25 protein-coding genes and 1 tRNA gene are annotated in these 24,398 nt (G+C 60.6%); 7 read left to right on the top strand and 19 right to left on the bottom strand.

Annotated features, from left to right (window positions below; all coding sequences use genetic code 11):
* Nucleotides 1-31 precede the first annotated feature (31 nt).
* From EPN80_RS08035 to EPN80_RS08025, 3 genes are all read right to left on the bottom strand, one after another.
* On the bottom strand, nt 32-3,094 hold the full coding sequence (locus tag EPN80_RS08035; RefSeq protein WP_293025598.1) for an efflux RND transporter permease subunit: 3,063 nt from the start codon (nt 3,092-3,094) through the stop codon (nt 32-34).
* A complete protein-coding gene (locus EPN80_RS08030; protein WP_293025596.1) occupies nt 3,091-4,224 on the bottom strand; it encodes an efflux RND transporter periplasmic adaptor subunit in 1,134 nt (377 codons plus the stop codon). The genes EPN80_RS08035 and EPN80_RS08030 overlap by 4 nt, the downstream gene beginning before the upstream one ends.
* Nucleotides 4,225-4,308: 84 nt before the next feature.
* Nucleotides 4,309-4,926, bottom strand: a complete 618-nt coding sequence (locus EPN80_RS08025) for a TetR/AcrR family transcriptional regulator (RefSeq protein ID WP_293025594.1) — start codon at nt 4,924-4,926, stop codon at nt 4,309-4,311.
* An 89-nt stretch (nt 4,927-5,015) separates the two neighbouring features.
* On the opposite strand from EPN80_RS08025, the gene EPN80_RS08020 reads away from it, so the two are divergent.
* Entirely contained in the window at nt 5,016-6,476 is a 1,461-nt protein-coding gene (locus tag EPN80_RS08020; protein ID WP_293025592.1) for an efflux transporter outer membrane subunit, read from the top strand.
* A 486-nt stretch (nt 6,477-6,962) separates the two neighbouring features.
* Here the strand turns inward: EPN80_RS08020 and EPN80_RS08015 are convergent, their stop codons facing one another.
* From EPN80_RS08015 to EPN80_RS07990, 6 genes are all read right to left on the bottom strand, one after another.
* Nucleotides 6,963-7,589 carry a tyrosine-type recombinase/integrase gene (locus EPN80_RS08015; RefSeq protein ID WP_293025590.1) on the bottom strand — a complete coding sequence of 209 codons (627 nt, stop codon included), beginning with the start codon at nt 7,587-7,589 and terminating at the stop codon, nt 6,963-6,965.
* A 482-nt stretch (nt 7,590-8,071) separates the two neighbouring features.
* Nucleotides 8,072-8,902: a Sir2 family NAD-dependent protein deacetylase gene (locus EPN80_RS08010; RefSeq protein WP_293025640.1), complete on the bottom strand. Its 831-nt coding sequence runs from the start codon at nt 8,900-8,902 to the stop codon at nt 8,072-8,074.
* Between the two features lie 130 nt (nt 8,903-9,032).
* Nucleotides 9,033-9,533, bottom strand: a complete 501-nt coding sequence (locus tag EPN80_RS08005) for a hypothetical protein (protein ID WP_293025588.1) — start codon at nt 9,531-9,533, stop codon at nt 9,033-9,035.
* On the bottom strand, nt 9,526-10,020 hold the full coding sequence (locus EPN80_RS08000; protein WP_293025586.1) for a YccF domain-containing protein: 495 nt from the start codon (nt 10,018-10,020) through the stop codon (nt 9,526-9,528). Before EPN80_RS08000 ends, EPN80_RS08005 begins: the two co-directional genes overlap by 8 nt.
* A gap of 25 nt (nt 10,021-10,045) precedes the next feature.
* Nucleotides 10,046-10,438, bottom strand: coding sequence for a hypothetical protein (locus EPN80_RS07995; RefSeq protein ID WP_293025584.1), 393 nt, complete (start codon nt 10,436-10,438; stop codon nt 10,046-10,048).
* A 300-nt stretch (nt 10,439-10,738) separates the two neighbouring features.
* The gene (locus tag EPN80_RS07990; protein ID WP_293025582.1) at nt 10,739-11,083 is read right to left on the bottom strand and encodes a hypothetical protein; all 345 of its coding nucleotides are present in this window, start codon (nt 11,081-11,083) and stop codon (nt 10,739-10,741) included.
* Nucleotides 11,084-11,149: 66 nt separating this feature from the next.
* Here EPN80_RS07990 and EPN80_RS07985 point away from each other — a divergent pair, with 66 nt between their 5' ends.
* Nucleotides 11,150-11,410: a helix-turn-helix transcriptional regulator gene (locus tag EPN80_RS07985; protein ID WP_293025580.1), complete on the top strand. Its 261-nt coding sequence runs from the start codon at nt 11,150-11,152 to the stop codon at nt 11,408-11,410.
* A 12-nt stretch (nt 11,411-11,422) separates the two neighbouring features.
* On the opposite strand, the gene EPN80_RS07980 is transcribed toward EPN80_RS07985, so the two are convergent.
* The 7 genes from EPN80_RS07980 to cysS form a co-directional block, all read right to left on the bottom strand.
* Complete coding sequence (locus tag EPN80_RS07980) at nt 11,423-11,719, bottom strand: hypothetical protein (RefSeq protein ID WP_293025578.1); 297 nt, start codon at nt 11,717-11,719, stop codon at nt 11,423-11,425.
* A 321-nt stretch (nt 11,720-12,040) separates the two neighbouring features.
* Nucleotides 12,041-12,134, bottom strand: a tRNA-Ser gene (locus tag EPN80_RS07975).
* Nucleotides 12,135-12,244: 110 nt separating this feature from the next.
* Nucleotides 12,245-13,495: an aspartate kinase gene (locus tag EPN80_RS07970; protein ID WP_293025576.1), complete on the bottom strand. Its 1,251-nt coding sequence runs from the start codon at nt 13,493-13,495 to the stop codon at nt 12,245-12,247.
* Between the two features lie 186 nt (nt 13,496-13,681).
* Complete coding sequence (gene tilS, locus EPN80_RS07965) at nt 13,682-15,169, bottom strand: tRNA lysidine(34) synthetase TilS (RefSeq protein ID WP_293025574.1); 1,488 nt, start codon at nt 15,167-15,169, stop codon at nt 13,682-13,684.
* Nucleotides 15,138-16,106, bottom strand: coding sequence for an acetyl-CoA carboxylase carboxyltransferase subunit alpha (locus tag EPN80_RS07960; RefSeq protein ID WP_293025572.1), 969 nt, complete (start codon nt 16,104-16,106; stop codon nt 15,138-15,140). The genes tilS and EPN80_RS07960 overlap by 32 nt, the downstream gene beginning before the upstream one ends.
* A 94-nt stretch (nt 16,107-16,200) precedes the next feature.
* Nucleotides 16,201-17,004 carry a DNA-3-methyladenine glycosylase gene (locus EPN80_RS07955; RefSeq protein ID WP_293025570.1) on the bottom strand — a complete coding sequence of 268 codons (804 nt, stop codon included), beginning with the start codon at nt 17,002-17,004 and terminating at the stop codon, nt 16,201-16,203.
* A 10-nt stretch (nt 17,005-17,014) separates the two neighbouring features.
* On the bottom strand, nt 17,015-18,421 hold the full coding sequence (cysS, locus tag EPN80_RS07950; protein WP_293025568.1) for a cysteine--tRNA ligase: 1,407 nt from the start codon (nt 18,419-18,421) through the stop codon (nt 17,015-17,017).
* A 200-nt stretch (nt 18,422-18,621) separates the two neighbouring features.
* Between cysS and EPN80_RS07945 the strand changes: the two genes are divergently transcribed.
* The 4 genes from EPN80_RS07945 to EPN80_RS07930 are packed head-to-tail and all read left to right on the top strand — an operon-like array spanning nt 18,622 to nt 21,282.
* Complete coding sequence (locus tag EPN80_RS07945; protein WP_293025566.1) at nt 18,622-19,230, top strand: tetratricopeptide repeat protein; 609 nt, start codon at nt 18,622-18,624, stop codon at nt 19,228-19,230.
* Between the two features lie 59 nt (nt 19,231-19,289).
* Nucleotides 19,290-19,901 (top strand): peptidylprolyl isomerase, encoded by a 612-nt coding sequence (locus EPN80_RS07940; RefSeq protein ID WP_293025564.1) that lies wholly within the window; start codon nt 19,290-19,292, stop codon nt 19,899-19,901.
* A 44-nt stretch (nt 19,902-19,945) separates the two neighbouring features.
* Entirely contained in the window at nt 19,946-20,440 is a 495-nt protein-coding gene (locus EPN80_RS07935) for a peptidylprolyl isomerase (protein WP_293025562.1), read from the top strand.
* Nucleotides 20,441-20,451: 11 nt separating this feature from the next.
* Nucleotides 20,452-21,282, top strand: a complete 831-nt coding sequence (locus tag EPN80_RS07930; RefSeq protein ID WP_293025560.1) for a UDP-2,3-diacylglucosamine diphosphatase — start codon at nt 20,452-20,454, stop codon at nt 21,280-21,282.
* Between the two features lie 63 nt (nt 21,283-21,345).
* Here the strand turns inward: EPN80_RS07930 and cysE are convergent, their stop codons facing one another.
* Together cysE and EPN80_RS07920 are read right to left on the bottom strand one after the other, a co-directional pair.
* Nucleotides 21,346-22,125, bottom strand: coding sequence for a serine O-acetyltransferase (cysE, locus tag EPN80_RS07925; protein ID WP_293025558.1), 780 nt, complete (start codon nt 22,123-22,125; stop codon nt 21,346-21,348).
* Nucleotides 22,126-22,408: 283 nt separating this feature from the next.
* Nucleotides 22,409-23,197: an RNA methyltransferase gene (locus EPN80_RS07920; RefSeq protein ID WP_293025557.1), complete on the bottom strand. Its 789-nt coding sequence runs from the start codon at nt 23,195-23,197 to the stop codon at nt 22,409-22,411.
* Between the two features lie 245 nt (nt 23,198-23,442).
* On the opposite strand from EPN80_RS07920, the gene EPN80_RS07915 reads away from it, so the two are divergent.
* Nucleotides 23,443-24,243: an inositol monophosphatase family protein gene (locus tag EPN80_RS07915; RefSeq protein ID WP_293025555.1), complete on the top strand. Its 801-nt coding sequence runs from the start codon at nt 23,443-23,445 to the stop codon at nt 24,241-24,243.
* Here EPN80_RS07915 and EPN80_RS07910 read toward each other — a convergent pair.
* The coding region (locus tag EPN80_RS07910) for a hypothetical protein (protein ID WP_293025553.1) at nt 24,216-24,398 on the bottom strand (183 nt) is incomplete at its 5' end. The genes EPN80_RS07915 and EPN80_RS07910 overlap by 28 nt on opposite strands.

The raw sequence follows: 24,398 nt of genomic DNA, 5'->3' as shown, positions 1-24,398 counted from the left end.
CAGTTCCTTTCCGTATGGGAGAGATTGGGGATCAACTAGGCTGTAGCGGAGGTCGGATCTTGAACCAGATGGAATACATGGCCGGCAAAAACACCAGGGTCAGAATCGTCCCGGCGAAGGTGCCGCCGATCAGCGTGTAAGCAAGGGTTCCCCAGAACACCGAATGGGTCAGCGGGATGAAAGCGAAGATCGCGGCCAAGGCGGTCAGGATCACCGGCCGCGCACGCTGCACCGTCGCCTCGACCACGGCATCGAAGGGCGCCAGTCCTTCTTCAGTGTTGTGCTTGATTTGCCCGACGAGGATCAGAGTGTTGCGCATCACGATGCCCGAAAGCGCAATCAGACCTACCAGCGCATTGATGCCGAACGGTTGGTTGAACAGCAGCAGGGTCGGCACCACCCCGATCAAGCCGAGCGGACTGGTAGCGAATACCATCATCATGGTGGCCATCGAGCGCACCTGCAGGATTATGATCAGGAGCGTGGCCGCGATCATGATCGGAAGGAGCGGTACGATGGCGGCAGTCGCCTTGTGGGACTGCTCGATGGCGCCTCCCTCTTCGATGCGATAGCCATCGGGCAGCTTGGCGATGATCGGCTTCAGTTGTTTCAGAATGGCCGTGGACACATCTGGCGGTTGCAACCCGGTCGCGATGTCGCCACGCACGGTGATGGTCGGCGTGCGGTCACGGCGACGAAGAATGGGATCTTCCATCCGTACACTCACGGTTCCGACCTGCGAGAGCGAAACGCGCTGCCCAGCTGATCCCACCAGCGTGAAACCGTTGATCTTCGCCGGATCCAGGCGGATACCGCCCGCCGCGCGCGCTACCACTTGCACCGAACGAATGTCCTCGCGGACCGCGGTGACGGGGACGCCGGTCAACAGGAACTGGAGTTGCTGGGCGACCGCACTCGAGCTCAACCCCACGGCCTGCAGCCGATCCTGATTCAAGCTGATATGCAGAGTGGGAACGCGCGATCCCCAGTCGGTATTGACGGTACGCATCATCGGACTAGCGCGCATGACCGCCTTGACCTGCGCGGCGATCGCGCGAATCTTGTCCAGGTCCGGCCCCATCACGCGGAATGCCACAGGATACGGCGAAGGCGGACCGAACACCAGTTGGGTCACACGCACCTGCGCTTCCGGTACGAGGCCGTGGGCGATGGCCTGGCGCAGCCGGACTTTGAGGGCATCGCGTTCTTCCGCGTTGTCCGTCCGGATCACGATCTTTGCGAAGGACGGGTCGGGCAGTTCGGGCGGCATGGCGAGATAGAACCGCGGCGCACCCTGTCCGATGTACGACGTGACGATCTTCGCTTCCTTCTGCTTGGCCAGCCAGGCTTCGACCTTGGACGTCGCAACGCTTGTCTGCTCGATGGAGGACCCGTAGGGCATCTGTACCTCGACCAGGACCTCCGGTCGGTCGGACGTCGGGAAGAACTGCTTCTTCACCACGCTCATGCCAAGGCCGGCGAGCAGCAGCGCTCCGACCACGATGCCCGCGACCAGCCACTTGCGCCGGATGACCCGACCTAACACGCGACGGAAGCGGTTGTAGTTCGGCGTGTCGTAGATGGTCTTCTCGCCGCCCTCGATCCTCGGCATTTCCGGGAGCAACTTCACGCCGAGGTACGGCGTGAAGGCCACAGCGACGATCCAGGAGGTGATCAGGGCAATGCCCACGATCCAGAACATGTTGTGCGTGTATTCGCCCGCGGTAGACCGGGCAAAGCCGTTGGGCAGGAAGCCCACGGTCGTGACCAGGGTGCCGGCCAGCATCGGTGCGGCCGTGTGGCTCCACGCGTAGGCGCACGCATGCACCCGGGTGAAGCCTTCCTCCATTTTCACGACCATCATCTCGATGGCGATGATGGCGTCGTCGACGAGCAGGCCCAGGGCGAGGATCAGCGACCCGAGGGTGATGCGGTCGAAGTTCTTCCCCGTGGCCGCCATGACGACGAACACACCGGCTAGCGTCAGCGGGACGGCAGCGGCGACCACGACGCCGACACGCCAGCCCATGCTCAGGAAACACACGACCATCACCACGAGCAGGGCGACGAAGAACTTGAGCATGAATTCGTTAGTTGCCGACTTGATATTGACGGACTGGTCGGTCACCTTGGTCAGGCTCACACCCAGGGGCAATCCGGCGTTGATCTTGGCGGCTTCCTTGTCCAACGCCTTACCCAGCTTCAGGCCGTTCCAGCCGTCACGCATGACGATGCCCAGCAGCAGCGCTGGCTTGCCATCGTTGCGGACCAGAAAAGTCGGAGGATCTTCGTAACCACGCTTCACCTGCGCGACGTCCGACAGTTTGAACGTGCGTCCATGGGCAACGATCGGTGTGTCGCGGATCTGCTGCAACTTGTCGACGGCGCCATCCAGACGAATGAAGACTTGCGGCCCCTTGGTGTCGATCGATCCCGCTGGGGAAAGGAGGTTCTGGTGGTTGAGCGCGGCGAAAATATCCTGCGGCGTGACGCCCAGTGTCGCCAGGCGGTCATGGGAGAAGGACACGAAAATGCGTTCGGGGCGCTCGCCGATGATGTTGACCTTCTTGACGCCCGAGACGCGCAACAGGTCTTGACGCAGAACCTCCGCCTCACGGACCAGTAACCGCTGTGGCTCACCCGGGGCTTGCAAGGCGAACAGCGCAAAGGTCACATCCGAATACTCGTCGTTCACCATCGGGCCGATGACGCCAGCCGGCAGGTACGCGGATTCGTCGTGGATCTTCTTGCGCGCCTGGTAGAACTGCTCCGGCACGTCCGATGGCGGCGTATCGTCGCGCAACTCCAACAGGGTGAAGGCCAGGCCGGGGCGCGTATACGTCTCCGTGTGGTCGTACCAGCGCAGCTCCTGCATGCGCTTCTCAATTGGATCAGCGACTTGGTTCTGCATCTCCTGCGCCGTCGCCCCCGGCCATGCGGTGATGATCGTCATCTGCTTGACCGTGAACGGTGGGTCTTCGGCACGACCCAGTTTGAGGAAGGCGATGACGCCCGCCACCGAGATCAGGATGATCAGGAACAGCGTGATGGAACGTTCGCGGACCGCGAGCGCCGAGAGGTTGAAGCCGCTCATTGCAGCAGCCCTCCGCGTTCCACGATCGCGGACGTATTCGTCGTGAGAGGTATGGGCCGAATCTCTTCGCCGTTGTGCAGCAGCTGGGCACCGAGTGCCACGACCTGATCACCTATCTTCAGGCCTCCCGCAGTGCTTTCAATACGCGCGGTACCGTCGGTTAGGCCGAGTACTTTGACAGGACGCCAAGCGACGTGCGCAGGATGGCCCGTTATTGTCCAGACGCCCGGGCCGTGGCCCGGATCGAAGACGGCGCCTATCGGTACCTGCATGTCGGCTTGCACGGCATTTTGGTGTTCCGGTATCCGGATGGTGACGGTTGCGCCAAGCGGCGCCTTGGCCAACGCGCCCGTGAGAACGTACCGCGCTTCATAGGTGCGCGTCAGGGGGTCTGCAGCATCGGAGAGTTGTCGCAGCCTCGCAGGTACGGTTAGCCGATCTCGGCCGTATAGCGTTGCGTCGGCCGTGGATCCGATGATCGGACGCAGCGTTTCAGGCAAGTCGACAATCGCTTCGCGAGGCCCCGCGTGTGCTAGGCGCACCACGACTTGTCCCGCGCTGACCACTTGACCGGGTTCGGCTCGCGTGTCCACCACGACGCCGTCGGCATCAGCTCGTAGCACCGCGTAATTGGCCGCGTTTTTCGCCACATCGGCCTGAGCTTCGACAGCGGCGAGTTGTGCCTGGGCAGAATCGGCCGCTGCCTTGATTTGATCATAGGCCGACGCAGACACCGCGCCGGCGGCCACTAGGCCGCGATAGCGGGCTTCGTCGTGAGCGGTCTGCTTCGCCCGCGCGCGGGCCGCGGCGACCGATTCGCTCAGTGCGTGCGCATCCAACCGCAGATCGATCGGATCGATGCGCATAAGCACTTGGCCACGTTTGACCGTCTGCCCTGTGTCGACAAGACGTTGCAGCAACTTGCCCGAAACACGAAAGCCCTGGTCGCTGACAACCCGAGCACCTACGACGCCGGTGAACGACAGAGAGACAGTCGGGGCCGCCGTGACGAGCGCCGCCCCCACAACCGAAGTCTCGGTGCGCGGATCGGAAATGTGTTTGTTGCCGCAAGCCGTCAAGGCAAGTGGCAAGAGGCATATGACGGATGACGCAATTCGGCGGCGACGCATGAGGTCCTTCCTCCCAAGGCAGGACCTTCATTCTTATTCATGTGACCATTTTAGTCAATAGTCACATTCAACAATTTATCTAGATCACGGCGCCAAACTGCGTAGGATCAGTCCGGAAAGTTGAGCCGTGGCGTCGGTGGCGAGATCGAGATTGTATTGGAGCAGCAACGGATTGACGTAAGGGCGCATGACCAAATAGATGGCATTGGTGATCTCATCTAGAGGGGTTTTGCGCTCGAATTCGCCTGAATGGCGGCCTTCGAGAATGATTCGCGCAATAAGTTGTCTGACATGATCTTCATGAGCACGCGCAGAGGACCATGGCCCACTGGCTGCCGCCGCGGCAATATCGAAGAGCTTGCGCTCTTGAAAAAATAAGTTACTGCCCGCCTCCACCAAAGCTCTAAACGTTTGACGCAGCCGCTCAGACGCGGTAGGCGCCGCGGATACGGCCTCGTCCACCGCTTTCATGACCTCACTCAGACAATTGGAACAGATCACCTCCCCAATTGCCTGCTTGGAGTCGAAGAACTTATAGATATAGGCCTTGGAAAAGCCGATAGCTTTGGCCAGATCGGAAACAGTCGTCTTCTCGTAACCGAAATGGCTGAAGTGTTCCGTGGCGGCTTCGACGATCTGTGTGCGGACATCATGGTCCGAGGGTCCCCGCAATTGAGGGGCCGATGAAGTGGTCTTGTTCATATGATGAGCTTACCGCGACGGAGAAGCCTTGACAACAAGTGACCAAAATGTATTATAGTCACACTTTGATCCCCGCCCGGAAAATCTCCATGCCCCCTCGCCGCACTCTCGCCCTTTTACTGTGTGCCAGTGCCATGGCTGGTTGTGCGGTCGGTCCCGATTACCATCGACCTGAGGTTCCGCTTCCGCATCACTACATGGAGCAGGCGGCGGTCGGACAACAACATGCTGCCGCCACGGTCAATCTCTCGAAATGGTGGGAGGGTTTCAACGATCCACTCCTGACGCATTTCGTATCGCTGGCTCTTGAGCAGAACCTGGATTTGGCACAAGCCGCAGCCCGCGTCACGCAGGCGCGTGCCGCTCTTGGTGCGTCAAATGCCTCGCTGCTTCCCTCCGGCACCATCAGCAGCTCGGCCGCCCGGGCATATCAGTCGACCGAAACCCCGTTGGGGAGACTGCTCAACGCCACGCCCAACTATGATCGATGGGGCACCGCCTACGCAGCCGACCTGGATGCCAGTTGGGAAATAGATATCTTCGGGGGACTGCGGCGCGCACGCGAAGCGGCGCTAGCCGACTATCAGGCATCGGAAGCGGGCGCCGAGGCCACACGCCTGGAAGTTGCCGCCCAGACCGCGGATATCTACATCAGTGTTCGCGGTCTGCAGAGCCGTCTTGTAATCGCGCGGCGGCAGGTCAGAGTCGAGCAAGAATTGTTGGCAAAAGTCCGCTTGCTTTACGGTCGCGGCCTCGCCGCTGAATACCAGGTCCGGCAAACCGAAGGCGAACTCGCCCGGGTTCGGGCCACGGTGCCGGTTCTCAAAATCAAGCTCGACGCGGCAATGAACGCGCTGGATGTGATGCTTGGCTCTCCACCGGGCACCCACCGGGCCGAGCTGGCGAAGGTTGCACCAATACCTGCTACACCGAAGTTTGCATCCCTTGGCTCTCCTGCGGACCTGCTCCAGCGGCGGCCCGACCTCATTGTCGCCGAGCGGCATCTCGCCGCGGCCAATGCAAGAATCGGCGAAGCCATCTCCGAGTATTACCCGACATTCTCACTCAGCGGACTGCTAGGCAGCGCCACGGCGGTCTCGACCGGCAATCTATTTACCAGTGGAGCAAACCAGGCGGCCGGCGTGCTAGGCCTGCGTTGGCGCCTGTTCGACTTCGGTCGCATCAACGCGCAGATCAAACTGGCCAAGGGACGGGATGCGGAAGCCTTGGCGGCATATCGGCAAGCGGTCCTTCGTGCGACCGAGGATGTCGAGAACAGCTTCTCCGCATTGATCAACAACGAGGAAGAGACCGTCACGTTGGCCCAAGGTGAGACATCGCTTGCTCGAGCGCGAGACTCCTCATCGACTGCCTATCAGAACGGCGCTGCAAGTTTGATCGATGTACTCCATGCCGACGAAACGGTACTTGAAGCGTCGGATGCACGGGCGCAGGCCCAGACAGGATCAGCGCGTGCTGCGGTCGCAGTCTTCAAGGCACTTGGTGGCGGCTGGCAAGTTCGAAAATCCGGGTCGGTCGCCACCAACTAGCAAGCGAGTGCATTCACAGCGCACCGGCATACACATGCCAGATAGCCAGAGCTTTGGCTTATGCCAAGTGAGCGGCCGGCCCGCCCGCGTTGGTACCGCCATGCACGAACCGACACACTGCCAGCGCGGTGAGGCCCTGCGACGGTCCGTTTGCGAGTGGGCAATTTGTCTAACTGATAGTCCAACGAGATCGTATGCCGGCGCTGCGTCAGGCAGCATCCCGGTGCGACACCTTGGGTATATCGATGCTCGAATGCAACGGTCATGTTAAATGCCGTTGAGACTTAACCCTGAGAACCAGGATACACGTGAGCACCAGAAGCTGACCATGCGTTCGAAACTTGTATAGCCACCGGAGCGGGGAGTCGCATTGCGGAAGGAAGGTTTATTGCTTGGTACAAAGCCACCTTTCGAAAGTCGGCCAGAGTGTATAGATGAGTAGCAGAAACTTGGCCGGTGAACGATCGCTCGCCGGCCAATTTACTGTCATACCTCGGTCTGCTCGGCCATCTCGAGGGCATCGTCGACCTCAATGCCCAGGTAGCGCACGGTACTTTCCAGCTTCGTATGTCCGAGCAGGAGTTGCACCGCCCGGAGGTTCTTCGTTCGCCGGTAGATCAGCGACACCTTGGTGCGGCGCATCGTGTGGGTTCCGTACACGGTATCATCGAGTCCAATAGAAGCGACCCAGTGATGAACCATTCGTGCATATTGTCGCATCGACAGATGGGGCGATGTGTGCACCCTGCTTGGGAAAGGATAGTCGCCAGGCTTCAGTCCCCGCGCTCCGATCCAAGCTTCGAGACTCTGACGGGTATGCTCCGTTATCTCGAACTGAACCGGTCGCTGGGTCTTCTGCTGCAGGACCGTAGTCCGAGAGCAAACACGACTTCCATGACAGACGTCCTGCACTTGCAACCGCGTCAGATCGCATGCTCGGAGTTTGCTGTCAATCGCGAGATTGAAAATCGCGAGTTCGCGGACATTCGATGACAACTGCAGTCTCGTCCGAATCGCCCAGATTTCGCGAAGTTTCACCGCAGGCTTTTGCCCGGTGATTTTTCCCTTGTTCCACGGAACATGGCAACCAGCTTCGGGGTTTTCGGTGTTCATGACAATCTCCTTTCAAACGAAGAGAGATCCAGTGTGCTCCCTGCGATGAGCGTCGGCTTTCGCTTGTCCAACAGCCCTTTGAGCGACTGTCGCTCGTCGCGAACGAATGTCCGAAACTGGCCGGCTTGCGGCGGTGCCGGCGGCGATCAGCTTACCCGACAACGGCCATTGAGCGAGGACGGACCGGGCCTCGGGTAGTCGAACTGAACGACGACCTCGACCGGCGGTTCTTGGCCGTGTCCTGCCAAGCTGCGCTCCAACTTGCTCGCCGTAAAGCCGCCGATCAGGATCCGCCAGGTTTCATCAGTTCGATGGCACATCGAGCCGCCGGAACTGACCGCCTTCCGCCTAGTAGCAAATAACCTTACTCTAGTCCCCCCAGCCACTCTGGCTCTGTGTGAAGAACGCAGCGCTCACGGCACAACGATCGCCCGTCCAGCTGTACGGAGTCGCCTGCGTATTGTGACTTTGTGGCGGACATCTCACGAATAACGAGGCGTCAGCACCGCATCGAGCCTGTCCAACACTTCCAGCGCCCGCCCCTGAATGCCAACGCCCTCGTGAGGCGCAATAGCGAAGTCCTGCGGATTAATGCGAATCACCGGCAGTCCCTGATGCACACTGAAGTTACGCACCGTGGTCACGGCCCGCCCTGCACCGATTTCAATCACTACGGCGCGCTTGACTGCCCGCATCCACCTTTCGAGCCTGGCGATCTGCCGATCCGCACGCTCTGAAATCCAATCCCAATCGTTGAACATCAAAATGTTCGGCCTAGCCAGACCGCCGCAATTAGCACAAGCCGGCAGCGGAGACCGCAAGCGACACGCCTTCTCATCCACGATCGGCACCAGGGAATCCGCCGACCAAATGTCCATCGTGCAGACGCGAGCGCATTGCAGCATATGCAGTGTGCCATGACACTCCACAATCCGATCGTCAGGAAAACCCGCTTTCGCGAAGTGCCCGTCGACATTGCTGGTAAACACGAAGGCGCCGTGAGTCATGTCGCTGGCCCAGCGCTGCAGGATGGCGTAGCCTCGATGAGGCGTTGTCTTGCGATAGAGTTCGAGCCGATGGCCGTAGAAGCCCCAGGCCAGCGCTGGCAAGTGATGAAATGCCTTCGGATTCGCGATTGCCTGGAAGGCTATGCGGGCTTGCTTTAACGCAGGGTAGGCGCGCCAGAGGCCCGCACGCCCCCTGAAGTCCGGTAGCCCGGAATCGACGCCCATCCCGGCACCTGCAGTGATCAACAAACCATCGGCGTCGCGCAACCAGGCGAGCGCCCGCTCAAATCGTTGTGCTTCCAGCATCATCTGTGCCCCGCGACTTGATAAACTGAAATCAGTGCTCTTGTTCGATATCCCCCATTTCCTTCGGTACGTTAAAGAAGGAAATGGGGAATACAAACCCGATTCACCGCAGGTGATGGCGAGCTCTTCGTTATTGAGTCGCAGAGGCGGGTGATGGCTTCGCACTCCCCGCATCCGGGGACACTGTCGCATCATCAACCATCTGGGTTAAGGAGTGCCTGGAGGTGACGGAGTACATCGTATTGTCTCCTTCAGCGTTATATACCGCAAACGTGAACGACGCCCCGCTACCAGTGTATGTCTTATCTCCTCGCTTAAAGGTCATCGCCGCATCGGCACCGCAAGTCACGTTCCCCGTCACAGGATCGGCGGTCAGCACATAGAAGTTCGATAAGGTGGTGATCACACGCGCTTTCACCCACGCCGTGATTTGTGCTTTCGTATGGGTTTTATCGTTTTTTGCAATCCCATCGGCGATGTATTCAGCGACGTAGTTCTTTACCATCGAATTAACAGTCTCTTTGGTATCTGCGTTCCAACACATACCGATATCTTGGGCGTTTGGTTGCTGCTGGCACCCCGCCAACATCGCGATCGTGAGAATGGCCAACCCCGATTTGATTTTATTCATGATAATCATCCTTGATTTTGTGAATGGGTGTACCCGCGCGTACCTTTTCTAGGTTGGCACGCGCGTTTTCCTGGCGGGCGGTCTCAGCCAACTCCCTGGAGACGACGGCTTTGCCTATCGGCGCTATGGCGAGCCCAGCTAACTTGAAATGCTGAAGTCCAAATGGGATACCCACCAGCGTGACACAGCACACGATGCCGGAAATCGTGTGAACGATCGCAATCCAGACGCCGGCGAGGATGAACCACACGATGTTCCCGATCGAGCCAAGGAACGAGGTGCCGATATCACGCTTCTGTGTCAGCTCATAGCGATTGATGACGTCTTTTCCGAAGGGTGCCGCTGCCAAGGTGGAGATGTTCCAGCACGCTCGTCCCCATGGTATGCCGATGATGGAGATAAACGCGATGGCCGATACCGCGGCCCACAAAAGCCAGGTCCAGAAGCCGCAAAAAACAAACCAAAGGAAGTTCCCGAGTGTGCGCATGATGTTTGATTGACTCCGCTCGTTGTTATCGCAGCGCTGAATAGGCTGCTTCGCACGCGTCAGACAGTTCGTGTCCAAACGCCAGTACCGTCACGATATTGGTTGCCTGACTTTGCATCTGCTCCTTTCCGGGTAAGGATGCGCAGCGTTCTGCTATCGCAGTCTCGCCGTGTTGCTTGATGCCTGTGCGAATCCCAGACTGCAATCTTTTGTAACCTTCAGTGACTTCGGCTCGGACGCTCGCCTCCTGATCTGGTTGAGTCAGTGCTGCCAAGCGTATGAGATCCGGTCCGCATGTCCGCAGGACCTTGAGATATTGGTCACATGCCGGTGGAATTGTCTGGGCATCGGCGGTCACCGGCGTTTGTGCCAACCAGACGGTAGCCCCGATAAAAAGGTATTTGATGGTCTTGTTCATTTCTTTCTCGTTGAGTCGCTGTGCGTCGCCCTCGCCTGCCTCAATAGACGCGGGGTCACCGGCAAAGCGTTTATCGTTGGCTATTTCACTGACTGTTCGTGCTTGGTCAGCGTGTTGCCGTCATAGACATACGTCGCGTACGGCTTCGACGCGTGGATTTGGGCGGTGCGAGGCCCAACTGCGCCGCTGAAATCAATGGGCTGAAATCTCATCGCTACTCCTTCATAATAAAAAGCGCCGCCTTGGCGGCGAACGGAACAAAAACCTACCCACGCTGAAAATCAAAATGCGTGTGGTTGCCTATGCGCCCGTTGGCGGAAGGCTTCGATCCAACACCGCCAAACAAGCACGCAAAATCGGCCGCCCAATAAGACCGCCGCGCTCCAATGCCATCAACCGCTCACGACGCGTTTGAACAGAAATGGAGGAATCGCCAATCAGGCTCAGTGCGGCCGCCACTAAGGCGCGATAAGCATTGCGCCTTAGGAGCAGGTACGCCGCTCCAGCGACCGGGCCAAGGAGAAGGCTTAGCGCTACCCAGCTCGCGCGAGATACACCAATTTGGTTGACGACGAGCCGCCGCATATCCAATGCAATCGCAGCAGCAATTCCCGCCGCACAAAGCAGCCAAATCTCAAGCAACATGAATACATCCCCATAAAATCTATATGCGCATATAGTATATTATCTATGCACATGTAGAATCCGTCCATGGCGCATCCCCTACATGACCACCGTTATCCGCTGATTGCCCGTCTCCTCACGGACTTGCGCAAGCAGCGCGGACTACTTCAACAAGAGGTTGCTGATCGGCTCGGGCGCACACAAACTTTCGTATCGAAGTATGAAAGCGGCGTACGTCGAATTGATGTGATTGAGCTGCTTGATATCCTTCAAGCGCTTGAGGCTGACCCTCACGAGTTTATCGATCGCTTCCAGGGCCAAACATCCCTTTCTACTTTGCCACGATAGCAGCGAGGCTTTTCAGTACTCCTCCGGCAGCAATAGCGTGGTCGCGGATCGATCTGCCTCGGTAATGACCCATATTTTTGTGCCAGTCGCAAGCGTATAGCTTGAGAGTATTCGCAAGCCCGCCTTGATCGCGAACTCATTCTGGTGGCGATCATGCTCGGAGACATCGCCCCAGTCCCCCTTGACGTGCCGAATCAACAGCGCTGTTGGCGTCGCTGCGACTTGCAAGGCCATCAAGGCGCGCGGGGTCGTCACCAAGTCACCTAGCGGAAACCGCGGTTCCCCGCTATTCACACTCTTCAATTTCATATTGCATTGCTCCAAATGCATAGGCGAGCGCAATCCTCCGAACGATTCGGACACGCAGCCAGGGTTACAGGGGAATTTTCAGAAAACGAGTGCCGGACGGCGCTCGTTAGACAAATGACGTGAGATGCGAACGCTTCACGTTATGCTGTCATTGCAATCGTCAGAAATCCTATCGATTGTAATGATATTATAGCATAATATCTCATATATCAGCCACTCACAGGTGGTGACTTTGGGGGGATTTTGTTTGTAAGTTATTTTGATAGTTACGTACTCAAAAAAGCAAAAAACCCTTGAAAATCAAGGGTTTTTTAGCCATTTTGGCGGAGACGGAGGGATTCGAACCCTCGATCCAGGTTTTGGCCCAGATGCTCCCTTAGCAGGGGAGTGCCTTCGACCTCTCGGCCACGTCTCCTGAACTTCGCGCCGCGCCGTCGGGAGGACGGCGCGGCGAAGGCAGAATAATAACGGTTCGGGGCAGAACGGTCAAATATCATGACGCTCTGCCGGCAACTCGTCTCTCGCTCAGGCCTGGTCGAGCTCGAACGCCTTGTGCAGGGCGCGCACGGCCAGTTCCATGTATTTCTCGTCGATCAGCACCGAGATCTTGATTTCCGAGGTCGAAATCATCTGGATGTTGATACCTTCTTCGGAGAGCGTGCGGAAGGCCGTGCTGGCGATGCCGACGTGTGAGCGCATGCCAACGCCAACCACGGAGACCTTCGAAACCTTGGGGTCACCCACGATCTCGGCAGCGCCCACGTGTGCCTGCACGCTGGTCTTGAGGATCTCCATCGCGCGCTGGTATTCGCCGCGGCCCACCGTGAACGTGAAGTCGGTCTTGCCTTCCACGCTCTGGTTCTGGATGATCATGTCGACGTCGATATTGGCGTCGGCGATCGGCCCCAGGATCTGGTAGGCGATGCCCGGCCTGTCCGGCACACCCCGGACGGTGATCTTGCCTTCGTCGCGCTGAAACGCGATGCCCGAGATGACTGCCTTTTCCATCGTTTCGTCTTCCTCAAAAGTAATCAAAGTGCCGGAACGCATTTCCTGTTCGAGCGGACACAGCGGGTCGGTCAGGCTCGACAGCACGCGGGTCTTCACCTGGTATTTGCCGGCAAACTCCACCGAACGGATTTGCAGCACCTTGGAACCCAGGCTCGCCATCTCGAGCATTTCCTCGAAGGTAATCTTGTCGAGCCGGCGGGCATCGTCAACCACGCGCGGATCGGTCGTGTAGACGCCATCCACGTCGGTGTAGATCAGGCATTCGTCGGCCCCCAGCGCCGCAGCCATGGCCACCGCCGAGGTATCGGAGCCGCCGCGTCCGAGCGTCGTGATGTGGCCGTTCGGATCGACCCCCTGAAAGCCGGTGATCACGACGACCCGGCCTTCGTCCAGATCCTTCAGCACGCGTTCGCTGTCGATTTCGCTGATGCGCGCCTTGGTGAACGAGCTGTCGGTCTTGACCGCGACTTGCCAGCCCGCGTAGCTGACCGCATCGAGCCCTTCGGCCTTGAGCGCCAGCGCCAGCAACCCGACGCTGACCTGCTCGCCGGTCGAGGCGATCATGTCGAGCTCGCGCGGATCCGGATGCGCGGAGATTTCCTTGGCCAGACCGAGCAGCCGATTGGTCTCGCCGGACATCGCGGATGGCACCACCACCATGCGATGACCGGCCTTGTGCCATTTGGCGACGCGTTTGGCGACGTTCTTGATCCGCTCGACCGAGCCCATCGAAGTGCCGCCATATTTGTGTACGATCAGAGCCATATCATCACTAAAACATTGATTGCAAAAATTGGGATTCGACGCAGATGGCGCAACGCTTTTGGCAACGCACTCGGCCGGCGCAACGCCAGCGGGCCGCAAACTCGAGCAGGGATAGGCGCCCCAGTCAGCGCAACAGGTTATTATCGCATGATTTGCGGCGTCGCTTGACTGCCACGGGGCCGCGCATTACTCGTCGAAGCCATGCCACGCAAGGCGCCGCCACGCACCGGGGTGTGCCTCGAGTTGCCCGGATGGATCGCGCAGGAGCCGTTGATCGACGCCCAGCCGCGGCACGAACAAAATCCTCTCGCCCAGCCAGACGACGGGCACGGCCCGTTGCCAGACCGGCACGCCCTCGCCCTGAAACAGATTTTTCAGCGTCTTGCTCGGCTGGCGCGGATGTCGCTTGAGCCGCTCGCCACCGCTTCTGGGTTCGGCCCGCAACAGTGCCGAGCCCAACAGGCGCTCGGGCACGTCCGTGGCAGTATCGACGTCGCTGCCGGGCGGCATCGGCGAAAAGATCAGCGTGCCGCGCCAATTCGGCAAGCGCCACTCGCGTTGCCCATGCCAGCGCAGCGTCGTCGCGGTGTCAAGCTCGCGCGCCGGCGGCGGCGATGCCTCTTCCCAATACAGGCGGTGGCGATAAAGGCGCATCACGCGACCGTCGTGCGGCAATTCGACTTGCGCCGCGCCGTCGGTGCGACGCAGTTGCCGCTGCCAGTCCGCCAGGCGCGATTCGCTGGCCGAGCGCAGTCCCAGCAAACGCACCCAATACCGCAACAGATTGGTCAGGCGAGCATCGCCTAGCCGCAGCAGCACGCGATGATCGAGCCCCGTGCCGTCGGGCCATCGAGCCGCCTGAAAATCCTGCGCGCCGAGCTCGTCGAGCAGTGCTTGAGCCTGGTGCGCGTGCCGGGCAAAGCGCGCCAGTGTCTGGCGGTACGCGGGGACATGCCTGGCCAGGGCCGGCATCACGTCATGACGCAAAGCGTTGCGCAGAAACCGTGAGTCCTGATTCGAGGCATCCTCGACCCAATCCAGGCCGTGCTGCGTCGCATAGGCATCGATTGCCGCGCGCGAGACGTGCAGCAAGGGTCGCAGTAATGTCACGCCGGCCAGACGGCCGGGCCGATCCATCTCGGGCATGCCTGCGACCCCCGGCAAGCCAGTGCCGCGCAGCAATTGCAGCAGTATCGTCTCGGCCTGATCGTCCGCATGATGAGCTGTCATCAGGCCGGTCGCGCCATGGTGCTGGCACAGATCGCGCAACGCCGCGTAGCGGGCCTGGCGCGCCGCCGCTTCGACACCCTGCCCGGCGCGCGCGTCAAGCCGGACCCGGCGCGCGTCGAAAGGCACGTGCAGGCCGGCCGCGCGCTCGGCGCAAAACCGTTGCCAGTTATCGGCCTGACGGCTCAGGCCATGGTGGATATGTAGGGCGATCAGATGAATGCCGATCTCGCCGGCGACCCGCGCCGCCGCGTCGAGCAGCACGGCCGAATCGCGCCCACCGCTCAGTGCGATGGCGACTCGCGGGATGGTACCGGGGATATGGGAGGAGGATGAAACACAGGATGCCAGCCAGCCGGCCAGCGCCTGCCGAACCGCCGCCGAGACGTCGGCGACGGCGCGATCGGCGCCAGAACTATTTGGCGCCGGTTTCCTTGAATTTGCCATAGCTCAGCAGCCGCTCGTGCCGGCGCGCCAGCAACTCGCGCGGACTCATGCCATGAAACTGCCGCAGCGTATCGGCCAGGGCGCGCTTGAGCATGCCCGACATGCCGAGCGGATCGCGGTGCGCGCCGCCCAGCGGTTCGTTGACGATCTTGTCGATCAGGCCCAGCGCCTTCAAGCGGTGTGCCGTCAGCCCCAGCGCCTCGGCGGCCTCCGGCGCCTTGGCCGCGCTTTTCCAGAGAATCGACGCGCAACCCTCGGGGGAAATCACCGAATACGTGGCGAATTGCAGCATCAGCACGCTGTCTCCAACGGCTACCGCCAGCGCGCCGCCCGAACCGCCCTCGCCGATGATGGTGGTGACGATCGGCGTCTTGAGTTCGGCCATCACGTATAGGTTATAGCCGATGGCCTCGGATTGGCCGCGCTCTTCGGCGTCGATGCCCGGGTAGGCGCCCGGCGTGTCGACGAAAGTGAAAATCGGCAGGCTGAATTTCTCGGCCAGCCGCATCAGCCGCAATGCCTTGCGATATCCTTCGGGGCGCGGCATGCCGAAATTGCGCAGCGCGCGCTCCTTGGTGTCGCGCCCTTTCTGATGACCGATCACCATGCAGGCCTGGCCGTTGAAGCGCGCCATGCCGCCGACGATCGCCTGATCGTCGGCGAAGTGCCGATCGCCGTGCAGCTCGTGGAAATCGGTGAAGATATTGCGCACGTAATCGAGCGTATAAGGCCGCTGCGGATGGCGCGCGATCTGCGAAACCTGCCATGGGGTCAGGTTCGCGTAGATGTCTTTGGTCAGTTGCTGGCTTTTTTTCGAGAGCCGGTCAATCTCTTCGGAAATATCAACTGCCGAGTCATCCTGCACGAAACGCAATTCTTCGATCTTTGCGTCAAGCTCGGCGATCGGTTGTTCAAAATCCAAAAAGGTTGTTTTCATCGAGTAACCCCGGAAAATTCGGCAGCGTATTGTAACTCTTGCGAGACGATCCGGCCGGATCGCGCACAGATATATCCAATCGCCGCAAGTACCATCAATATTCGACCGGTAGCGGATCGAGACTGCGCCACATGTACCACGTCGCCACAGACCGCCACGGTTCCCAGTTGGCGGCGACCTCGCGCGCTTCGCTGCGCGTCACGGGTTCGCCGCTGAAATAGTTTGTGCTGATCGCGTTGATCAATCCGATATCGTCGAGCGGCAGCACGTTGGGCCGCAGCAGGTTGAACATCAGGAACATCTCGGCCGTCCAGCGGCCAATGCCGCGAATCTGCGTCAATTCCGCGATCACGCTCTCGTCGTCCATTTCGGACCACGAGCTCACATGCAATGCGCCGGATTTGAAATGCCCGGCGAGATCATGAATGTATTCGGCCTTGCGCCTGGACAGCCCGCAAGCCGTCAGCGCCTCTTGGCCCGCCTTGAGGAACTGCGCGGGCGTCAGCCGCGGACAGGTCGCCTCCACGCGATCCCAAACGGATTGCGCGGCCTTCACGGAAATCTGCTGGCCGACGATCGAGCGTGCCAGTGTCACGAACGGATCGCCCCGACCGAGCAAATGCGCCGGCCCGAACTGCGGAATCAGTTTTTTCAGGATGCGGTCGCGCCTGACCAGGTCGCTGCACGCTTTGTCCCAGTAATCCGGGCGGCCTGTGCCCGTCGTATTGACCGGCACCGCGCCGGTCGCGACGACCGGCGTCCTGGGCGTGACGATTGTGGTGGTCTTGCTGGTTTTGGCGACGACCTGCCTGGTTGTTGCTGCCTTTTCGGCCGTTGCGGACACTTTCAGGGCAGCACTTTTGTCGCGTGCGGTCGTGGTGGTTTTGCGAGTTACCATCAATATTCTCTTAGCCTCGCCGCCATTCGGTCAGACCGCCCGGCCGGTCTTCAAGGACAATGCCTTCGGCCAGCAACTCGGCGCGAATGCGATCGGCTTCGGCAAAATTCTTCGCTTGCTTGGCGGCCGCGCGCGCGGCGATGCGAGCCTCGATCCCGGCATTGGCCGAGGCCTGCGAGCCCGCATCGCTGCCAGCCGCGGGCAGCCCCTGCAGGAACGCTTGCGGCTCTCGCCCGAGCAATCCCAGCGTCGCGGCAAGCTCCTTGAGTTGCCGCGCCAGCCCGGCGGATTGAGTCTTGTTGATTCCGTTGACCAACTCGAACAGCACCGAGACCGCCAGCGCGGTGTTGAAGTCGTCGTTCATCGCCGCGCGAAAACGCTGTGCGTGATCTTCTTCCCAGTCGAGCGGCGCGGCATCGGGCGCCACGTCCTTGAGCGCCGTATAGAGCCGCGTGAGCGCGCCACGCGCGTCCTCGAGATGGGTGTCGCTGTAATTCAGCGGACTCCGGTAATGCGTGCGCAAAATAAAAAACCGTACGACTTCGGCATCGAACTTCTCAAGCACTTCGCGGATGGTGAAGAAGTTGCCGAGCGATTTCGACATCTTCTCGTTGTCGACTCGCACGAAGCCGTTGTGCATCCAGTAGTTGACGAACGGCTTGCCGCTCGCTCCTTCGCTTTGCGCAATTTCATTCTCGTGATGCGGAAATTGCAGGTCGGCGCCGCCGCCGTGGATGTCGAAATGCTCGCCCAGCAACTGGCAGCTCATGGCCGAGCATTCGATGTGCCACCCCGGGCGGCCGGCGCCCCATGGCGAAGCCCACTTCGATTCATCGGGCTCCTGCGGTTTGGCGCGCTTCCATAGCACGAAGTCGAGCGGGTCGCGCTTGGCCTCGTTGGCGGCAACGCGCTCGCCAGCGCGCAAATCCTCGAGAGACTTGCCCGACAGCTTGCCGTAGCCTACGAATTTCCGTACCGCGTAATTGACGTCGCCGTCGTCGGCCTGGTAGGCATATCCGTTGCGCTCGAGCCGACCGATCATGTCGAGCATCTGCGGCACGAACCGGGTGGCACGCGGCTCATGATCGGGGCGCTGCACGCCGAGTGCGTCGGCATCCTCGTGCATGTAACGAATGAAACGCTCGGTCAGCACGCCGATGGTTTCGCCGTTTTCGGTCGCGCGCTTGATGATCTTGTCGTCGATGTCGGTGATGTTGCGCACGTAGGTCACGCGATAGCCGATCGTGCGCAGCCAGCGCTGCACCATGTCGAACACCACCATGACGCGCGCGTGGCCGACATGACAATAGTCGTAGACGGTCATGCCGCACACGTACATGCGTACCTCGCCCGGCGTCAGCGATACAAATGGCTGCTTATCCCGCGCCAGCGAGTTGTAAATCCGGAGTGAATCCATAGAAACGATGCGTGGCCGCCTGCCGATTTTCCCGCCATGCCAGCCCAGGAAAACGCCCGCTGGTCGAAGGGTACAGCGAGGCGGCAATAGAAGCACGTCCGCACGGCCAAGGAGGATCCCCAGCACGCGTGAGCGTTTTGTTAGAATGCGGCCGAGTATAGCACCACTTATATGCCCCTTTGCACCCTCCGGCCGCCACTATGACCTTTCGTTTCCGGTTTCTCCCGCGCCCCGTCCTGGCTGCCTTGACGGCCGCGCTCATCATGAGCGGCGTCGCGCAAGCACAGTTGCTCTCACCCCAGCAGGAGGCCGGCGCCGCTATCGGCAAATTAGTCGACAGTCATCAATACCAGACGGCGCTGCCGCGCATCGATGCCTATCTGAAAAAGTATCCGCGCGACGCGCAAATGCGCTTCACGCGTGGCCGCGTGCTGACCGAACTCGGTCAGCGCGAGCAGGCCATCGCGGCATTCACGGCGCTGACGCAGGATTTTCCTGAGCTGCCCGAGCCATACAACAATCTGGCCGCGCTGTATGCGCAGGAAGGGCACTACGAGCGGGCCCGCGCGGCTCTCGAGATGGCGATTCGCACCAACCCGAATTTCGCCGTCGCGTACGTAAATCTGGGCGACGTCTACGCCAAATTGGCCGGTCAGGCCTATACGCGTGCCAATCAGCTCGCGCCCAGCGCCAACGTCAACGCCAAGATCCAGGCACTCGATCATATGCTGCAGAGCCAGACGATCGCGCCGGCCGCTCCTGCGCCAGCCAGCGCGGCCCCGGCCGCCAACGGTCACGCGAGCCCCTGATGCGGCGGCGCCTCGCCACCGCAATGCCATTACCGTCGTTATTTTCGGGAATGAAATTCATGTCAAATCGCTTTTCCTTTTGGCGCGCTGCAGCATGCGGCGCAACTGCCCTGACCTTGCTGGGCACCGCACCCGCCCACGCTCAAGACAAGAACCAGGCGGCACCGACGAGTCATCCGGTCGTGCAATTCAAGACCAGTGATGGCGATTTCAAGATCGAACTGTTTCCGGAAAAGGCCCCCAGGACGGTCGCCAATTTTCTCCAATACGCCAAAAGCGGTTTTTATGATGGCACGATCTTCCACCGCGTGATCAACGGTTTCATGATTCAAGGCGGCGGCTACACGCCCGACTACCAGGAGAAGCCGACTCGCGCCCCCATCGCGCTCGAGAGCCGTAATGGCCTGAAAAACACCACGGGCACCATCGCCATGGCCCGCACCAGCGATCCGAACTCCGCCACCTCGCAATTTTTCATCAATGTGGCGGATAATGCATCACTGGATTATCCGCAACCGGACGGTTACGGTTATGCGGTGTTCGGCAAGGTCATCGCCGGCATGGACACGGTCGAGCGCATCAAAGTGGTGCCGACCACCACCCGCGGCCCCTATGCCAATACGCCGGTCACCCCCGTCGTGATCAAATCCGCCGCCGTGGTTCAACCCTGAACCGGCACCTGGCATCATCTCCACTTTTTTGCAAAGGAAACATCATGGTCGAGCTGCACACCAACTTCGGCGTCATTCGTCTCGAACTGGACTCCGACAAGGCGCCGAAAACCGTCGAGAATTTTTTGAACTACGTGCGTAAGGGCCATTACGACAACACGATTTTCCATCGCGTCATCGACGGCTTCATGATTCAGGGCGGCGGCTTCGAGCCAGGTATGAAGCAGAAGGAGTCCGACGCGCCGATCGAAAATGAGGCGAATAACGGCCTGCAAAACGATCGGGGCACGATTGCGATGGCCCGGACCAACGACCCGCACTCGGCCACGGCGCAGTTCTTCATCAACGTGAAGGACAACGATTTCCTCAACTTCAAGGCGCCCACCTCGAGCGGCTGGGGTTACTGCGTGTTCGGCAAAGTGATCGAGGGGCTCGATGTGGTCGACCAGATCAAGGCCGTCAAGACCGGCTCGCGCGGTTTCCACCAGGACGTCCCGACCGATGACGTGATTATCGAAAAAGCCGTGATCGTTGCCTGAATCGCTCTCGCATGCCGTTCGAGATCGCGCGGTTGCCCGCCTCGTTTCATTTGCGCGGGCCCGCGCTTTTTATTTCCGATCTGCACCTGAGTCCGGCGCTGCCGCGCACGGTAGCCGCCTTCGACGCCCTGTTGCAGGGTCCGGCACAGGCAGCGGGAGAGTTGTTCATTCTGGGTGACTTTTTCGAATATTGGGTCGGTGACGACATGCTCGACACCGATCCTGACGATCCAGCCTCGTTCGGTGCGTTCGCGCGCGACATCGCCGCCAGGCTCGCGGCCCTGGGCGAAGCCGGGCTTCCCATCTACATCATGCCAGGCAACCGCGACTTCCTGCTCGGGCAGCGATTCGCCCGCTGCGCTCGCGCCACGCTGCTGCACGATCCGTGTGTCGTCGAACGCTTTGGACAACGCATCGTGCTCACGCATGGCGATATGTTGTGCCGCGACGACCTGGCCTATATGCGTTATCGCCGCGTCGTGCGCTCGCCCCGACTGCAGCGGCTGTTCCTGGCATTGCCGCTGCGGTTTCGCATGGCCATCGCCGAACGGCTGCGCGCGCGCAGCGCCGGCGCCCAGCAGCGCAAAATCTATGACGACGTCGATCATGCGGCGGCACGCGAATTGTTTTCCTGCGCCGACGCCCGCACCCTGATCCACGGGCATACCCATCGCCCCGCGTGTCACGAAGACCTCGACAGCCAAGGGCAGCCCACGCATCGCTGGGTGCTCACCGACTGGGAATGCGATCACGGCCGCCCCCGGGCCGGCTATCTCCAATGGGACGCCGACGGCCTGCGGGCCGTGCCGTATTCCGCCCCGCTCGAGCCGGCAGCGCACTGAAAGTCATTTGCCGGGCAGGCTCGATGTCAACGGCATGAACCCGCTTGTCGCGTCAACGGCGGGTTAGTTGTCCTGAATCCCTTCGCCGAGCTTGCGCAACTCGCTGGTGTCCACCTTGCAGCGCTGCAGCACTTCAAGATGCGCGCCGAGCCGGTCAAGCGCGGCCAGTATCGCCTCGATCTTCTGTGAGTGATCAGCGGCGTTTTCGATCAGGCCGTGAATGGCCAGCGACACGGGATCATCCGCGTTCGGCGTGATGCCGTAAGCGGAGAACTCGGGTTTGGCGGCCTCGCCGTCAGGCTTGTCGCGCGGCCGGTCTGGCGAGATGACGCGCGCCGGATTGCCAACTGCCGTGGCCCCGGCCGGCACCGGCTTGACCACCACCGCGTTGGAACCGATCTTCGCGCCCTCCCCCACCGTAAAGCCGCCCAGCACTTGCGCACCCGCGCCAACGATGACGCCTCGCTCGAGCGTCGGGTGGCGCTTTGCGCCACGCGTGAGCGATGTGCCACCCAGCGTCACGCCCTGGTATATCGTGCAGTCATCGCCGATGATCGCCGTCTCGCCAATGACCACGCCCATGCCGTGGTCGATGAACACGCGCCGGCCGATGGTCGCGCCGGGGTGAATTTCGATGCCGGTCAGAAAGCGTCCCAACTGCGACAGGAAGCGCCCCAGCCATTTGAAGCCGAGTTGCCAGCATCCGTGCGCCATGCGGTGCCAGAGCACCGCGTGCAGCCCCGGGTAGCAGGTCAGAACTTCCCAGTTGCTGCGCGCAGCAGGGTCCTTTTGCCGGATTGCGGCAATGTCTTCGCGAATATGGGATAGCGTTTCAGATGGCATGGCCCTGATGTCGATCTCGAATGCGTTTTGGGAAAAGGCGAAAGGCAGCACGCGGCGACAGACAGCGGCGCATCGCGTGCACGGCGAGCGTTACGCGCGCGTACAGGACACGTAATACGGCAGGCACGCGCAACAACGTTGACGCAGACGGTTCATAGGCGGCGAGTCGATTTTGCGGTCGGGCGCCGAGGAGCACCTCGACCGGACAATTCTGAACTTATGATTTCGGATTGTATGAGTTTTTGCGAATCCGTGCTGAGCCTCGGGTTGCCTGCGGGGTGCGCTACTTGCGAGGCTGCCGCTGCAGGATATGCTTGGCGATGCCGCGCAAAATATTGACTTCCTCATACTCCAGGCCGCTGCGCGCGAACAGACGGCGCAGTCGCGTCATCAACCGTTTCGGGTTGGCCGGGTCGAGAAAATCGAGCGCCACCAGGGCCGACTCCAGGTGCGTGAACATCCCTTCGATTTCATCGCGGGTCGCCAGCAGCTCCTCAGGCGGCAGCTCGTGCCCGGCCGGCGACGTCTGCGCGGCCAGACATGCCAGGCGCGCCTCATAGGCAATCACCTGCACCGCCTGCGACAGGTTCAGCGACGCGTATGCCGGATTGGCGGGGATATGCACCAGGGCGTTGCAGAGTTCGACCGCTTCGTTGGACAGCCCTGCCCGCTCGCTGCCGAAGACGAAAGCGACCCGCTGGCCGAGTGTCGCATGCCGGCATGCCAAGGTCGCTGAGTCACGCGGCTGCGCCGATGGCGGACCATACTCGCGGGTACGCGCCGACAGCGCCACGGCCCAATTGACGCCGGTCAGCGCCGCCGGCAAATCGGGTTCGATGCGCGCAGCGGCCAGGACGTCGTCGGCACCGCTGGCCAGCGCGATCGCCTCGGGATGCCGCAGGACGTCGCTGCCCAGGCGCGGAACGGCCAGCACCAGTTGACCGAAGCCCATGGTCTTGATGGCCCGCGCAGCCGCGCCGACATTGCCGGGATGGCTGGTTTCCACCAGCACGAAGTGAAATTGGTCAAACAGCGCATCGCGCGGCGCCGCTTCATCGGGGCGTATTGGCATTGCAAATCTCACTCAATTGCGTCGAAACCGGCGGCCGAACCACACAACTGCATGACAGTTGGCACGACACCCGCCTCCTCGGCTAAAATAGCGTTCTTTCGCCGTCGATGCGCCCGCTCAAGCGAGCGGGTCGAGCGATGCCTGCACGGCATCGCCGCGGCAACGCTCTTATCCAAAATTCATCACGCAATCGTCGCGCGATTGTCGGACAGCGTCCCGGCGATCCAGCACATAAAGGATTATTTATGCATCCCATGCTCAACATCGCGGTCAAGGCTGCCCGCCGCGCTGGCCAGGTCATCAACCGCGCCTCGTTGGATATCGATCTGGTCCGGATCAGCAAGAAGCAGCATAACGATTTCGTGACTGAAGTGGATAATGCCGCCGAACAAGCGATTATCGAAACCCTGCTGACCGCCTATCCGGAGCACGCGATTCTAGCAGAGGAGTCTGGTGCTTCCGGGCAGGACTCCGAGTTTCAGTGGATCATCGATCCGCTCGATGGCACGACCAATTTCATTCACGGCTTCCCCTATTACTGCGTGTCGATCGCGTTGGCGCACAAAGGGGTCATCAGCCAGGCGGTCATTTACGATCCAACCCGCAACGATCTGTACATCGCTTCGCGCGGGCGCGGCGCGTTTCTCAACGACCGCCGGTTGCGCGTGTCGCGCCGCGACAAACTGGCCGACAGCCTGATCGGCACCGGCTTTCCGTTCCGCGATCTGCAAGGCATCGATAACTACCTCAAGATGTTCGGCACGATGACCGAACACTGTGCCGGCATCCGCCGCCCGGGCGCGGCTGCTCTTGATCTGGCCAGCGTTGCCGCCGGGCGACTCGATGGTTTCTTCGAACAGGGGCTCAGTCCGTGGGATATGGCCGCCGGTAGCCTGCTCATTACCGAAGCCGGCGGTCTGGTCGGCAACTATGTCGGCGACAGCAATTTCCTGCATCACGGCGAGATCCTGGCCGGCAATCCGAAGGTTTTCGCGCAAATGGTCAAATTGCTGGAAGGCTATTCCAGCGTCAAATCGTCGGTCTGAGAGGATTGTGCGCGGCAGACGCGCCAGCGAACCGCAAAAAAAAGGTTCATCGCGGAAAACCGTGGGGTTTTCAAGGCAGTTGATAATCTGACGACGCAAGGAAAGGTCATCGGAGGATAAATTGCTGGATCGCAAAGCATTGCAAGCGCTGGGCT

The sequence above is a fragment of the Pandoraea sp. genome (genome assembly GCF_004297875.1).
Lineage (GTDB): Bacteria > Pseudomonadota > Gammaproteobacteria > Burkholderiales > Burkholderiaceae > Pandoraea.
The sequence above is the reverse complement of the archived record's forward strand: the minus strand, read 5'-3'. Positions and strand labels throughout refer to the sequence as shown.

Bases quoted from the DNA above. Each gene is read 5' to 3' on its own strand.
- EPN80_RS08035 (WP_293025598.1), bottom strand. From the start codon at position 3,094: ATGAGCGGCTTCAACCTCTCGGCGCTCGCGGTCCGCGAACGTTCCATC.
- EPN80_RS08030 (WP_293025596.1), bottom strand. From the start codon at position 4,224: ATGCGTCGCCGCCGAATTGCGTCATCCGTCATATGCCTCTTGCCACTT.
- EPN80_RS08025 (WP_293025594.1), bottom strand. From the start codon at position 4,926: ATGAACAAGACCACTTCATCGGCCCCTCAATTGCGGGGACCCTCGGAC.
- EPN80_RS08020 (WP_293025592.1), top strand. From the start codon at position 5,016: ATGCCCCCTCGCCGCACTCTCGCCCTTTTACTGTGTGCCAGTGCCATG.
- EPN80_RS08015 (WP_293025590.1), bottom strand. From the start codon at position 7,589: ATGAACACCGAAAACCCCGAAGCTGGTTGCCATGTTCCGTGGAACAAG.
- EPN80_RS08010 (WP_293025640.1), bottom strand. From the start codon at position 8,902: ATGCTGGAAGCACAACGATTTGAGCGGGCGCTCGCCTGGTTGCGCGAC.
- EPN80_RS08005 (WP_293025588.1), bottom strand. From the start codon at position 9,533: ATGAATAAAATCAAATCGGGGTTGGCCATTCTCACGATCGCGATGTTG.
- EPN80_RS08000 (WP_293025586.1), bottom strand. From the start codon at position 10,020: ATGCGCACACTCGGGAACTTCCTTTGGTTTGTTTTTTGCGGCTTCTGG.
- EPN80_RS07995 (WP_293025584.1), bottom strand. From the start codon at position 10,438: ATGAACAAGACCATCAAATACCTTTTTATCGGGGCTACCGTCTGGTTG.
- EPN80_RS07990 (WP_293025582.1), bottom strand. From the start codon at position 11,083: ATGTTGCTTGAGATTTGGCTGCTTTGTGCGGCGGGAATTGCTGCTGCG.
- EPN80_RS07985 (WP_293025580.1), top strand. From the start codon at position 11,150: ATGGCGCATCCCCTACATGACCACCGTTATCCGCTGATTGCCCGTCTC.
- EPN80_RS07980 (WP_293025578.1), bottom strand. From the start codon at position 11,719: ATGAAATTGAAGAGTGTGAATAGCGGGGAACCGCGGTTTCCGCTAGGT.
- EPN80_RS07970 (WP_293025576.1), bottom strand. From the start codon at position 13,495: ATGGCTCTGATCGTACACAAATATGGCGGCACTTCGATGGGCTCGGTC.
- tilS (WP_293025574.1), bottom strand. From the start codon at position 15,169: ATGGCAAATTCAAGGAAACCGGCGCCAAATAGTTCTGGCGCCGATCGC.
- EPN80_RS07960 (WP_293025572.1), bottom strand. From the start codon at position 16,106: ATGAAAACAACCTTTTTGGATTTTGAACAACCGATCGCCGAGCTTGAC.
- EPN80_RS07955 (WP_293025570.1), bottom strand. From the start codon at position 17,004: ATGGTAACTCGCAAAACCACCACGACCGCACGCGACAAAAGTGCTGCC.
- cysS (WP_293025568.1), bottom strand. From the start codon at position 18,421: ATGGATTCACTCCGGATTTACAACTCGCTGGCGCGGGATAAGCAGCCA.
- EPN80_RS07945 (WP_293025566.1), top strand. From the start codon at position 18,622: ATGACCTTTCGTTTCCGGTTTCTCCCGCGCCCCGTCCTGGCTGCCTTG.
- EPN80_RS07940 (WP_293025564.1), top strand. From the start codon at position 19,290: ATGTCAAATCGCTTTTCCTTTTGGCGCGCTGCAGCATGCGGCGCAACT.
- EPN80_RS07935 (WP_293025562.1), top strand. From the start codon at position 19,946: ATGGTCGAGCTGCACACCAACTTCGGCGTCATTCGTCTCGAACTGGAC.
- EPN80_RS07930 (WP_293025560.1), top strand. From the start codon at position 20,452: ATGCCGTTCGAGATCGCGCGGTTGCCCGCCTCGTTTCATTTGCGCGGG.
- cysE (WP_293025558.1), bottom strand. From the start codon at position 22,125: ATGCCATCTGAAACGCTATCCCATATTCGCGAAGACATTGCCGCAATC.
- EPN80_RS07920 (WP_293025557.1), bottom strand. From the start codon at position 23,197: ATGCCAATACGCCCCGATGAAGCGGCGCCGCGCGATGCGCTGTTTGAC.
- EPN80_RS07915 (WP_293025555.1), top strand. From the start codon at position 23,443: ATGCATCCCATGCTCAACATCGCGGTCAAGGCTGCCCGCCGCGCTGGC.